Genomic DNA, 12,033 nt, shown 5'->3' with positions numbered 1-12,033 from the left:
GTTGACATTCCGTACCGCCCCTGTCGGTTCCTACAGAATCACCGACGACCTATCCCGCCAAAACGGGATGCGGGCGACAGCGGCCGTGGAGTTCACCCCTGGTGACTGCCTACTCTCAGGCTGTGCATCCACCGCTCCCCTTCAACGCGCGCGCTGCCCGCACCCTGCGCGAGAAACTCGGGATGGCCCCCGGCCACGTCGCCTACGGCATGCGCGCCTCCTACGGCATGACCCACATCACCCCCGATCACGTCGCCGCATGGGAACGCGGCGTCGCCCTGCCCACGGCCAACGAACTCACCGCCCTCGCAGGCGCCCTGTGGTGTTCTCCCAGCGATCTCATGGGCGCCCCCCGCACCCTGCGGGAGCACCGTCTCGCCCGCGGACTCGCCGCCGAGGACGTCGCCCGCTCGATCGGCGTGCCCCTCGACGCCTACCACCGCATGGAGGAAACCGGCCGATGGACCGGCGACAAACGGCAGTCCGCCGCGCTCGCCACCGTCCTCAGCCTTCCGCCGCGCGATTTCATCGCCATCACCGGCCTCGAGGACGAACTGGCCCGCCTCCTCACCGAGGCCGTCTCCACCCGCTGGCAGGCCCACATCCGCCCCATCGCCCGCCTCGTCTCCATGGAACGCCGCGACCTGCAAGAACCCCTGCGTGCCATGCACCAGGAGTACCAGACCCTCCTGGCCGCCACCCTCAGCCGAGCCGGCGGCACCATCGCATCCGGCGAGAACGGGCGACGGTACATCGACGACATCGTCAACCACTTCTGGGCCCGGCTCCCGGACCACTGACGTTTCCGTGCGTCTCTCGGGCCAGGACGACGGAGGTGACCCCACACCTTGGTAGGTAAGTGTGCACTTGCCTACCATGGGGCAGTGGCGAGTGATGTCTTCAAGGCTCTGGCCGACCCCACCCCGCAGGAGAATCCTCGACGAGCTGGTGGCACGGGACGGACAGTCCCTCTTCGAGATCTGCGCACGGCTGACGGCCGAACACGGACTCAGGCTGTCCCGCCAGGCGATCAGCCGGCACCTCGCGGTGCTGGAAGCCGCGGGTCTGATACGGACGCGACGCCAGGGCCGCTTCAAGTTCCACGACCTGAACACCGAACCGCTTGAGCGCGTCATCGCCCGATGGCTCAGGCCCCGAGGCACCGGAGAGAACGCCATGAGGATCAACCTGGCGAGCGTCTTCGTCGACGACCAGGACAAGGCCCTGCGCTTCTACACCGACGTACTGGGCTTCGTGAAGAAGCACGATGTCCCGCTGGGTGAGCACCGGTGGCTGACCGTGGTCTCCCCCGAGAATCCCGACGGCACCGAGCTGGTGCTGGAGCCGGACAGCCACCCCGCCGTGACGCCGTACACGTCGGCACTCGTCGAGGACGGCATCCCGGCCACCTCCTTCGCCGTGGACGACGTGCACGCGGAGTTCGCCAGGCTGCGGGAGCGGGGCGTGCAGTTCACCCAGGAGCCCCTGAAGACGGGCCCGGTCACCACCGCGGTGCTGGACGACACCTGTGGCAACCTCATCCAGATCGCCCACACCGACTAGGGCCGCGCGTGCTGCGCGGTGTGCGTCATGGCCGTCGTCCGCCACGGGCGTCGGACCGCAGGAGGATCCGGGTGTCGCGGGGTGTGGTTCCGGTGTGTCGTCCCGTGGACGCCGGGCGGGCCGCCGGAGACCACGGGCAGGGCCGGCATGAATGCGGAGGTGCTGGGACATGAGCGGGCAACATGGTGGTCGGGCGGGAGACGGAAGGCGGTTCGCCGCGTTGCAGCACCGACTCGGCAGCTGGCTGGCAGGACTTGATGCCGGCGCGTACGCGATGGATGCCGACGGCGCCATCGTCGCCGTGAACGGCGGGGCGGAGGCGTTGCTGGGACGCAGCGCCGAGGATCTGCTCGGCGGGGATGCGCATGATCTGCTCCACCGGGACGCCAACGGGATGGGCATTCCCAGGAGCCGCTGCCCGATGATGGAAGCCTTCGTCGCACGGCGGACCCGCCAGGAGGAGGTGGGCTACTTCGAGCGCGGCGACGGGACCTTGCTGGCGATGTCCTGGTTGGCGACCCCCCTCCGCCTCGGCGACGACGAAGTGGGCGCCCTGGTGGTGTTCCACGAGCATGCGCCGGCCGGGCGGCACGCGGGAGGCCCGGCGCCCAGCCTGCAGCCGCTGCCGGAGTTGGAACGGCTGGCGCTGCTGGCCGAGACCACCACCCAGCTCACCTCCACCCTGGATGTCGACGAGGCGCTGGACCGACTGGTACGGCTGGTCGTTCCCCTGCTGGCGGACTGGGCGATCATCGACCTGATCAGTGAGAACGACGAGGTGTGGCGCACCGTCGTCGTGCACGAGGAGAACGGTCGGCTGGTCCGCCGCAGGGACTTGGAGGGGGCCATGCCACCGGTGCCTCCAGCCTCTCCCCAGCCGCTGTCCCGGGCGCTGCGAGGCGCGGGGTCGACCCTGGCCACGCCCGAGACCTACCAGGGGCCGCCCGACTCCGGCATCGCCGTCGAACAGCGCCGGCTCTTCGAGGGCACGCACATGCACTCCGCGGTCATGGCGCCCATCCGCGGACTGCGGGAGGTCCTCGGGGCTCTGACCCTGGGCAGATCCGACCGCCCCGACCCCTTCACGAGTGCCGACATCCCCCTGCTGGAGGACATCACCCGCCGCGCCGGTCTGGCACTCGACAACGCACGTCTCTACCAGCGGCAGCGCAAGGTCTCCGAGACCATGCAACGCCACCTGCTGCCCCAGATGCCCCGCGTACCGGGCCTGGAAATGGCCGCTCGCTACCTGTCCGCGCCGCACGCGTCCCAGGTCGGCGGCGACTGGTACGACGCCTTCCACCTTCCCGACCAGGCCCTGGCGCTGGTCATCGGCGACGTCGTCGGGCACGACCTGGACGCGGCGGCCGACATGGCCCAGCTCCGAAACATCCTGCGGGCCTACGCCTGGTTGCGGCAGGAGCCGCCCAGCGCCGTCGTCAGCCATGTCGACGAGGCCCTGTCGCACATCTCGGAAGTCGAGATGGCCACCATGATCTTCGGCCGGCTGGAGACGGACGCCGGGCAGTGGAGGCTGCGGTGGACGAACGCCGGTCACCCGCCACCCCTGCTCGTCACCTACGACGGTCAAAGCCGCTACCTCGACGACGGACACGGCATCCTGCTCGGCTCCCACGTGAGCATGCCCCGTGAGGACGCAACGGTCGTCCTGCCGCCCCTGTCCACCCTGGTGCTCTACACCGACGGCTTGATCGAGTCGCCTGGCCATTCCCTCGACGACGGACTGGAGAGGCTGCGCCGCAACGCCGCCTCCCTGGCCCACCGGCCGCTGGAAGCCTTCACCGACCTCCTCATGGCACGAGCCCGCCCCGAGGACAACGACGACGACGTCGCACTCCTGCTCGTGCGCGTTCCCCCGGAGGACGGACCGGCGCTCTGACGGTTCGTCAGTGCATGGCCGCCCGCCCGCGTGTGCGCGGCGGAGGAATCATCGAGCGCTCTACGGTGGGCCGATGCGACCTGTTGCCAGATGGACCCTGATGTCGTCGGGGTGCGCCCCGGTCCTGCTGGTCGGAGGCTGGACGATCGCGGCACTGCTGGAGGGGCCCGCTACGACCCCTCCACGCAGACGATCAGCGTCCTGGCGGCGTACGGAGCCGCGGGATTCTGGTTGATGACCGGAGCGTTCCTCGCCCTGGGCGTCTGCCACCTGTGCACCGCCTGGGGGCTGCGCCCGGCCGCGCTCGCCGGACGCGTGGCGCTGGCCGGCGGGGGAGTGGCGGCGTTGGCGGTGGCTCTGGTCCCGGCGCCGAGCAGTGGGGGTCCCTGCGACACGGATCGGTCGCCGCGGTGGGCTTCACGCTCCTGGCGGTGTGGCCGGTGCTGGCCGCCGATCGCGGCGGAGCCGCCCCCTGGGGGCTGCGGCCCGTGCCCTCCGCCGTGGCGACCGCTCTGATGGGCGTCGGCGCAGGCTGGTTCCTGATCGAAATGCACCGCCACGGTGTCGCCGGCGTCGCCGAACGCATCGTGACATGCATGCAGTCCCTGTGGCCGTTGGTGGTCGTTGCGTCGTGCGATCCCGGCACCGACGGACCTGCGCGGTGACCGCAGCGGGAGAATCGCGTCCCCGGCCGGACCACGCGCACATCCTCGGCCACGACGAGCTGCGCGACAACGACCAGCCCCGACAGCAGCGGGGCCGTGCGTGCCCGACCGCCCCCCGCTGACGCCATCGGGCGGCGGAAAGTACCGAAAGCTAAAATTCCAGACATGGCAGAGCGGTCTGCAACGCCGACCCCGCCGGAACTCGTGCTCGAGACCGAGGGGGACACCCTGGTCGTGGCCCCGGGCCGGGTCTACCACATCGGGCGAGACCCCTCCAGTGACATCGTGCTCACCGACTCCCGCGTGTCCTGGCATCACGCGGTGCTGCGCCCCGAAGCCGACCACTGGACGCTCGAGGACGAGGGCAGCAGCAACGGCACCTACGCCGAGGGCCGACGGATCCACGAATGGGGAGTGGGCCCCGGGAGCGTCATCCGGTTCGGCCACCCCTCGGAAGGCCCTCGCGCCCAGCTGCAGCCGCTGCGCCGTGCCGAGCCGGCCGGGGAAGCCACCGGGTGGCCCTCGTCCGTGTCCGTGCCGTCCGCCACCCGTACGTTCCGCCGCCCGACAACCGTCCGTCCGCTGTCGACACGGAGCGTGGGCATCGGCCGCGCCGCCGACAACGACTTCGTCGTCGAGGACCTGACCGTGTCGCGGCACCACGCCGAGCTGCGGGTGCTCGCCGACGGGACGTACGAGATCGTCGACCTCGGCAGCCACAACGGCACCTTCCTCAACGGCCGGCGGGTCACCCGTGCTCCCGTCGTCGCCGGCGACATCGTGGGCATCGGCCACTCCGACTTCTGCCTCGTGGGCGACCAGCTGCAGGAGTTCGTCGACACCGGCGAGGTCTCACTCGACGTGCAGGACCTCACCGTCCGCGTGGACCGCGGCCGGAAGACTCTCCTCGATCAGGTGTCCTTCCCCGTCGGTGAGAAGTGCCTGCTCGCCGTGGTCGGGCCGAGCGGCGCCGGCAAGTCCACGCTCCTGAACGCGCTCACCGGACAGCGCCCCGCCGACCACGGCACGGTGTGGTACGACGGCCGTGACCTCTACCGCGACTATGCCGAGCTGCGTCAGCGCATCGGTCTCGTGCCGCAGGACGACATCCTTCACCCACAGCTCACCGTCCGCCGGGCTCTCGGGTACGCCGCCGAGCTGCGCTTCCCGGAGGACACCGCCACGTCCGAACGCGACGCCCGGGTGGACGAGGTCATCCGGGAGCTCGGTCTGGAACAACGGGCCGACCAGCCCATCCACAGTCTCTCCGGCGGCCAGCGCAAACGCGTCAGCGTCGCCCTGGAACTGCTGACGAAACCGTCGCTGGTCTTCCTCGACGAGCCGACCTCCGGCCTCGACCCGGGCATGGAGCGCTCGGTCATGCACATGCTGCGCGGCCTGGCCGACGACGGCCGTACCGTCATCGTCGTGACGCACAGCGTGCTCAGCCTCGACGTGTGCGACCGGCTGCTGGTGCTGGCCCCAGGCGGACGGATCGCCTACTACGGCGCGCCCGAGGACGCCCTGCCCTTCTTCGGTTTCGAACAGTGGCCCGAGGCCTTCGAGGCGTTCGAGAACGACCGCGGCCGCGACTGGCGGGCGGACTACCACACGTCGCCGTTCCACGACCATTACGTCGCTTCCAGCGCGCAGCCCCGCCTCGCCCGCGAGCGGCTGCCGGGAGGCCACGCGCCGCCGCCCAAACCGCAGAGCTGGTCGGCCCAGCTGCGGACCCTCGTACGACGTTACGCGGCCGTGCTGAGCACCGACCGGACCTTCATCGCCGTCATGGTCGGACTGCCGTTCGGGATGGGCGTCATGGCGCGGATCATGGCCGCAGGCAAACTCACCCTCGACACCGCGGCCGCGACTTTGCTCGTGCTGTGCGTGGGTGCGGTCCTGACGGGAGCGGCGAACGCGGTACGTGAACTCGTCAAGGAACGCGTCATCTACCGGCGGGAGCGCTCCGTAGGGCTCTCCAGATCTGCCTATCTGACGTCCAAGGTGCTGGTGCTGGGCCTGATCACGGTCGTCCAGGCCGTCGTCATGACCCTCGTCGGACTCCTCGGCATCGATCTCCGCGCTCCCGAAGGGCATGGCGTCCTGCTGCCACCGCTCGTCGAGATCACCCTCGCCATCGCCCTGCTGTCGTTCTGCGCGATGCTGGTCGGCCTGATGGTCTCCGCACTGGTGCACAAGGAAGAGGTCACCATGCCGCTGCTGGTCCTCATCGCCATGGTCCAGATCGTCTTCTGCGGTGCCCTCGTGAAGGTGTACGACGTGGTGGGCCTGGAGCAGCTGGCCTGGCTGGTACCCGGCCGATGGGGCTTCGGGGCGACGGCGGCGACGGTCGACATCGCCCGGATCGTGCCGAAGCCGGAGTACGACGACCCGCTCTTCGAGCACGCCGCCGATGCGTGGCTGCTGGGCATGGCCGTCCTGGTGGCGTACTGCGCGGTGCTCTGGTACGTCGTCGGGCGGCTGCTGAGGCGTCACGAGCCCGCGATCATGCGGAAGTGACGGAAGCGGAAGACATGGCCACTCCCGACGCCGGCTTCCTTGCGACCCATGTCGTACCCAACGACGGACTGGCCGCCTGGGAGACTCCCGACGTGTCCCGGCCGACCGTGCCGCTCGACCCACTCCTGCCCGTCCGGCTGGTCGAACGGCGCGGCGACTGGGGACGCATCGTCTGCCACAACGGCTGGACGGCCTGGGTCGACGGCCGCCTGCTGGTCCCCGTGCCGCAGACCCCGCCCATGGCCGGCGCGCCGCCCACCCACGCGACCGACCCGCGCCCGCTGCTGGCCCGGCTGAAGGAGTCGCTCGGCCGCTACTGGCTGGCCGTGGAGGACACGGTGTCGGGGAAGACGGACGGCGAGGCCTTCCGGCAGCGGACGCGGGGGCTGCGGGTCGGGATGGTCATCGACGGGGAGGCGGCGTGGTTGTACGACGCCGAGCAGGAGCGCTGGGTGTACTGCGACGGCGCGCGGATCGGGACGTACGCGGTTTCGTCCGCCCCGTCCGCCGGCGAGACCGGGGGGGAGACGACCGGTGAGCTCCCGTCGCCGACGGAGACGGTGGGTGAGGTGCCGTCGCCGACGGAGACGGCCGGTGAGGTGCCGAAGCCGACGGAGACGGCCGGTGAGGTGCCGAAGCCGACGGAGACGGCCGGTGAGGTGCCGTCGCCCACGGAGATCGTTCACCGGCCGGATGAATCCCGCTGACCCGTCCCTGCGGGAGCCCCAGAGCTGAGACAGGTTGCCCGTGCCGGCCACCCACATGCCGGGAGCGGCCGACAGGCGCTCGGCGCACACGAGGCCGAACAGTGCGGCTTGGAGCCCTGCACTACCGGAGCGCACAATGGGGCCAAAGGGAGTAATCCAGACAAAGCGCCACGAAGTCCTCGCAGGGCTTCCGAGTTAGCGATTCCTACGCCCGGTGGGAGGGGTAGCCGTGAGTTCCGAACCGCTCTCTGAACGGCCCACGGGGCCGCCGTCCGGCCCCCTGGCCGGGCGCTCTTCCGGCGAGGGAGCAGGACCTCCGCCTCCCCCGCCGCCCAGCGGCGGTGGGCCGCGTGGACCAAGTGGGCCGGGCCATCCGAAGTGGCGGTCGGGCGATGGAGGGCGCCCCTGGTGGCGATCCGTGCCACGGATCACCGCGATCATCGCCCTTGTCGTCGGTGTGGTCCTCGCCGCCGTCTTCATCCGCCCTGGCGGCGAACCGGCCGAGGCCAGCGAGGTCATACTGCAGCCCACGAACGCCACCGGGCCGGACCCGTTCACCCCGTCGACTGCGAACACCACCTCCTCCTTGCCGGCTGCCGCGCCCAGCACGCCTTCCACCGAGACCAACGCCATCCGCAGCGTGGCCGGGTCGGAACCCGGCGTCTACGGCGGGAGCCGCAACCTCGCCAGTTGTGACGTGGAGAAGCAGATCCGTTATCTGAGCTCCGACCGGGCCAAGAACAAGGCCTTCGCCTCGGTTCTCAACGTCCGGGAGTCTGAGGTCCCCGGCTATCTGCGGTCGCTGACGCCCGTACAGCTGCGTTCCGACACCCGCGTCACCAGCCACGGCTTCCGTGACGGCACTTTCACCAAGTACCAGGCCGTGCTCCAGGCCGGCACGGCCGTCCTCGTCGATGGCCGTGGAGAGCCGAAGGTGCGTTGTGCCTGTGGCAACCCGCTCGCCCGTGCGGTCGCCCAGAAGGGCACACCCGAGCAGAAGGGGAGCACCTGGACCGGATACCGGCCGCAGGACGTCGTGGTCATCAAGCCGGCGCCCGCGGAGGTCAAGGAATTTGTCATCTTCGACCAGAAGGACAAGGACTGGGTCAGCCGCTCCGCGGGTGACCACGGTGAACGCGACAAGCAGGCCACTCCTCCGGACAGGCAGTGGCCACTGATGGCTGAGACCAAGCAGCACGAAACCAAGCATGACGACGACAAGAAGGACGACAAGAAGGAGGACGGGAAGAAGGACGACGACAAGAAGGACAAGGACAAGGAGGACGGGAAGAAGGACGACGACAAGAAGGACAAGGACAAGGACAAGGAGGACGGAAAGAAGGACGACAAGAAGGAGGACGGAAAGAAGGACGACAAGAAGGAGGACGGGAAGAAGGACGAGGACAAGAAGGACGAGCAGAAGAAGGACGAGCAGAAGAAGGACGAGCAGAAGAAGGACGAGCAGAAGAAGGACGAGCAGAAGAAGGACGAGCAGAAGAAGGACGAGCAGAAGAAGGAAGAGCAGAAGAAGGACGAGCAGAAGAAGGACGAGCAGAAGAAGGACGAGCAGAACAAGGACGACAAGGAGGACGTGAAGAAGCCCGACCCCAAGGAGCCCAAGTCCGAGCCCGGAGGCGACCCGGTACAGCCGCCCAACCCCGAGGACCCGCGACGGCTGGTCGAGCCTGGTGACGCCCCGGCACAGCAGCCCGACCCTCAGGACCCGCCACAGCCGCCCGCCCCCCAGGAGCCGGCACCGCCGCCCGCCCCCCAGGAGCCCGCACCCAACCCGAACCCCGAACCGGAAACAGATCCCGTCCCCGGAACCGATCCCAACCTCGGCGCCGACACCCCCGCGATGTTGCCGGCGGCCTAGCCGCCCGTGAACGGCCCCGCCCTCGCCGGCGTATTGGCTTGATCGCCAACCTGCGAGGCGGGGCCGAGGGGCGGGCAGGAGCCGGCGGCATCGCCGGCCCTGACTCTCCACGCGACGTATGCGCTGACCGGAACGTGCCTGCACATCTGTGCAGTCATCGAGCACACCGGTCGGCGCATTCGCGTTCTCGGCACCACTTCGCGCATCCCGCCGCAGTCACGCATCAGCGCTGCCAACTCCTCGGCGTACTGCGTGACTTCGAGACGTCGTGCAACGACCACAGGCCGCACCCCGTCCTCGGGCCCACGCGCCCCGGCGGCAGTTCCGCGAGCTTTTACCCGACCCTCCAGCGAGCTGTCAAGTCACGAATTATCAGGACATGACGCGGGCTTCTCCGATCGGGCCTACTTGAAGCACGGCCTCACCGGAAAGGAAGCGGGGTCGGACGGTAGGCGGAAATCCTTCGAGGATTTTCCCTCTCACCGAACCGCCGGTTACCCGGCATTGCGGTCCGGGTCGGAAACCCGATCTGCCGACCATATCGCCCCGAATTCCCGGGGCGTATAAAAATCCCCCCTGCAAGGAGAATCTCATGACTCATAACGTTCACACCCCGGGCAAGACCCGTTCTCAGCGTCGAGGTCTCCGCCTGGCGACGATCCTCGCCTCGGCCACTCTGATCACCGGGGGTGCCGGCTTCGCCGCATCCGCCGCGATGGCGGCCCCGACGTCGGCCGTGAACTACGTCGCGGCCGGCGGCGCCGGCGGCGAAGGCGGCGAGGGCGGTAGCAGCGTCTTCGGTCCCGGCGGCGGCGGTGGCTCCGGCGGCTCCGGTGGCGGCAGCGTCTTCGGCGACGGCGGTGCCGGTGGGGCCGGCGGCAAGGGCGGCAGCAGCGTCTTCGGTGGCGGCGGTGGCGGCGGCGGCGGTGGCGGCGGCGGCGAATCCGTCTTCGGCAAGGGCGGCAAGGGCGGCGACGGCGGCGGCGGTGGCAACAGCGTCTTCGGCAACGGCGGCAACGGCGGCAACGCCGGTGGCGGCGGCAGCAGCGTCTTCGGCCCCGGCGGCAACGGCGGTAAGGGAGGGAAGGGCGGCGACACCGTCTTCGGTGACGGCGGCAAGGGCGGTAAGGGCGGAAAGGGCGGCTCCAGCATCTTCGGGCCGGGCGGCCTTGGCGGAATCGGTGGTGCGGGAGGCATCAGCATCTTCTGACCCTGACAGCACCGGCGGCCCGGACGGACCGTGACGTCCGGGCCGCGAAGGCCCACCTCTACGGGGTGGGGGTCCGCAGGACCTCCACCCCACTCCCCCCATCGATCAGCGCGAGCGGCCCCGAGGTCGCCCAGCACGGTGTCGGGCGCAACGCCCGCAGAAGACCCTCTCAGGAAGACGGAGAAACCCAAATGGCCGGAACCATCTGGCAGCGTCCATTCATCGTGGCGGTCGCCGCACTCGCTCTCGCCGGCGGCACAGCATGCGCGGCACAGGCGTCGCAGGCCCCCCAGGCAGGCACGAGCCTCTCAGCCCCCCACTCCGCCGGCTGCGGCAAGGGCGGCGAGGGCGGCAAGGGCGGCGAGGGCGGCAAGGGCGGTGCGCCCGGTCAGCCGGGTGAGCCCGGCCAGCCCGGCCAGCCCGGATGTTTCCAGTTCGACGACGTGGATGACCTGCCCGACAAGAAGAAGTCGGACCTCAATGTCGTGGACAAGGTGCGGATCGTGATGTCCGTGATGTACGGAGACGTGACGGAGAAGGAGGTCGCCAAGAAGTACAAGATCTCGGAAGACGAGGTCGACGACTGGAAGCGGGACTACCTCGAAGGCGACTGGTCCGCACTGTTCGGAGACGGCTTCCCCTTCCGCCCGTGATGCACGACCCCGTACGGGAGGTCGGAGGCCGAAGACCGGATTCGAGGGAGGGACACTTCCATCGGTGGGGGGATGACGCCGTAACCGATCGGCCGCCTCGGCACTGTGCCGAGGCGGCCGATCCGTGTGCTACGGCGTCCCGGCGCGATTCGGGCAGGCGTCGTCCCCGGGTTCCGCGAGGCGGCTTTTACCGGTGCTCCGATTTCCTGTCAAGCCCCGAGAAGTCGGAGCATGACGGACGGCCTCCGAACGGGCTTACTTAATACACACAGGGCGTCGCCCGACAGCCCTTGTCGCTTCTTTCCCATCGACTTCGTTCCGCGAATCGGGAAAGCGACCAACAGAAACCATCTCACGAAAACCGTGTGTCGAAAAAGGGAGAATTCCATGCGCAAGCTCTTCTCGAAACGCCGTCTCGGTTTCGCGGTCTCGACCGCTGTGATAGCCGGGGTCGCAATGGTGCCGGCCACCGCGATGGCAGCGCCGATGCCGCAGGGCAACGTGGTCAAGGTGAACGCCGCTCAGCAGCTGCCCGCCGATCGCTCCGGCGACAGCCTCGGGATCAAGGTGGGCAAGAACGGCAGCGTCCAGGTCGGCGACCGGGTGTGTGCGGGCAACTGCAACGGGACTGTCAACGGCAGCAGCGGCTCCCACGGTGGGATCTGCGCCGGAATCTGCAACGGCAGCGCCAACGGCGGCACCGGCACTCAGGGTGCGCCCGGCAAGAACGGCGGCAACGGTGGCCGCGGCGGGGTCTGCGTCGGGGTGTGCCACGGCAGCGTCAACGGCGGCAACGGTGGCAACGGCGGCAACGCCCTCCCCGGCGGTGACGGTGGCACCGGCGGTAAGGGCGGCAAGGGCGGAATCTGCGTCGGCCTCGGCTGCCAGACCAGTGGTCAGGGTGGCCGTGGTGGCACCGGCGGCGACGGCTGACGCAGG

Annotated in this window: 9 protein-coding genes and 2 pseudogenes; all 11 read left to right on the top strand. The window is 69.6% G+C overall.

Annotation, left to right across the window (positions count from 1 at the left end):
* Positions 1-122 precede the first annotated feature (122 nt).
* The 11 genes and pseudogenes from ACLB9X_RS09950 (at position 123) to ACLB9X_RS09900 (ending at position 12,027) form a co-directional block, all read left to right on the top strand.
* Positions 123-800 carry a helix-turn-helix domain-containing protein gene (locus ACLB9X_RS09950; protein WP_410359890.1) on the top strand — a complete coding sequence of 226 codons (678 nt, stop codon included), beginning with the start codon at positions 123-125 and terminating at the stop codon, positions 798-800.
* 76 nt (positions 801-876) lie between these two features.
* A pseudogene (locus ACLB9X_RS09945) lies at positions 877-1,020 on the top strand (hypothetical protein); the annotation flags it as partial.
* A 156-nt stretch (positions 1,021-1,176) separates the two neighbouring features.
* Positions 1,177-1,563 (top strand): VOC family protein, encoded by a 387-nt coding sequence (locus ACLB9X_RS09940; RefSeq protein WP_410360091.1) that lies wholly within the window; start codon positions 1,177-1,179, stop codon positions 1,561-1,563.
* A 169-nt stretch (positions 1,564-1,732) separates the two neighbouring features.
* Positions 1,733-3,463 (top strand): SpoIIE family protein phosphatase, encoded by a 1,731-nt coding sequence (locus ACLB9X_RS09935; protein WP_410359889.1) that lies wholly within the window; start codon positions 1,733-1,735, stop codon positions 3,461-3,463.
* 73 nt (positions 3,464-3,536) lie between these two features.
* Positions 3,537-4,128: pseudogene (locus tag ACLB9X_RS09930) on the top strand (DUF998 domain-containing protein).
* Positions 4,129-4,293: 165 nt separating this feature from the next.
* Positions 4,294-6,648, top strand: coding sequence for an FHA domain-containing protein (locus ACLB9X_RS09925; RefSeq protein ID WP_410359888.1), 2,355 nt, complete (start codon positions 4,294-4,296; stop codon positions 6,646-6,648).
* Positions 6,645-7,355, top strand: a complete 711-nt coding sequence (locus tag ACLB9X_RS09920; protein ID WP_410359887.1) for a hypothetical protein — start codon at positions 6,645-6,647, stop codon at positions 7,353-7,355. Before ACLB9X_RS09925 ends, ACLB9X_RS09920 begins: the two co-directional genes overlap by 4 nt.
* A 418-nt stretch (positions 7,356-7,773) precedes the next feature.
* Positions 7,774-9,231: a DUF6777 domain-containing protein gene (locus tag ACLB9X_RS09915; protein ID WP_410359886.1), complete on the top strand. Its 1,458-nt coding sequence runs from the start codon at positions 7,774-7,776 to the stop codon at positions 9,229-9,231.
* A gap of 592 nt (positions 9,232-9,823) precedes the next feature.
* Positions 9,824-10,441, top strand: coding sequence for a hypothetical protein (locus ACLB9X_RS09910; protein ID WP_410359885.1), 618 nt, complete (start codon positions 9,824-9,826; stop codon positions 10,439-10,441).
* A 191-nt stretch (positions 10,442-10,632) separates the two neighbouring features.
* Positions 10,633-11,094 carry a DUF1153 domain-containing protein gene (locus ACLB9X_RS09905; protein WP_410359884.1) on the top strand — a complete coding sequence of 154 codons (462 nt, stop codon included), beginning with the start codon at positions 10,633-10,635 and terminating at the stop codon, positions 11,092-11,094.
* Between the two features lie 387 nt (positions 11,095-11,481).
* On the top strand, positions 11,482-12,027 hold the full coding sequence (locus ACLB9X_RS09900) for a hypothetical protein (RefSeq protein WP_410359883.1): 546 nt from the start codon (positions 11,482-11,484) through the stop codon (positions 12,025-12,027).
* Positions 12,028-12,033 lie beyond the last annotated feature (6 nt).

Source organism: Streptomyces sp. 5K101 (assembly GCF_046506645.1).
Lineage (GTDB): Bacteria > Actinomycetota > Actinomycetes > Streptomycetales > Streptomycetaceae > Streptomyces.
This window is presented reverse-complemented; position numbering and strand designations above follow the sequence as displayed.

What these genes read in the sequence shown, in the direction of transcription:
- ACLB9X_RS09940 (WP_410360091.1), top strand. Translation starts at nt 1,177, where the DNA reads ATGAGGATCAACCTGGCGAGCGTCTTCGTCGACGACCAGGACAAGGCC.
- ACLB9X_RS09935 (WP_410359889.1), top strand. Translation starts at nt 1,733, where the DNA reads ATGAGCGGGCAACATGGTGGTCGGGCGGGAGACGGAAGGCGGTTCGCC.
- ACLB9X_RS09925 (WP_410359888.1), top strand. Translation starts at nt 4,294, where the DNA reads ATGGCAGAGCGGTCTGCAACGCCGACCCCGCCGGAACTCGTGCTCGAG.
- ACLB9X_RS09910 (WP_410359885.1), top strand. Translation starts at nt 9,824, where the DNA reads ATGACTCATAACGTTCACACCCCGGGCAAGACCCGTTCTCAGCGTCGA.
- ACLB9X_RS09905 (WP_410359884.1), top strand. Translation starts at nt 10,633, where the DNA reads ATGGCCGGAACCATCTGGCAGCGTCCATTCATCGTGGCGGTCGCCGCA.
- ACLB9X_RS09900 (WP_410359883.1), top strand. Translation starts at nt 11,482, where the DNA reads ATGCGCAAGCTCTTCTCGAAACGCCGTCTCGGTTTCGCGGTCTCGACC.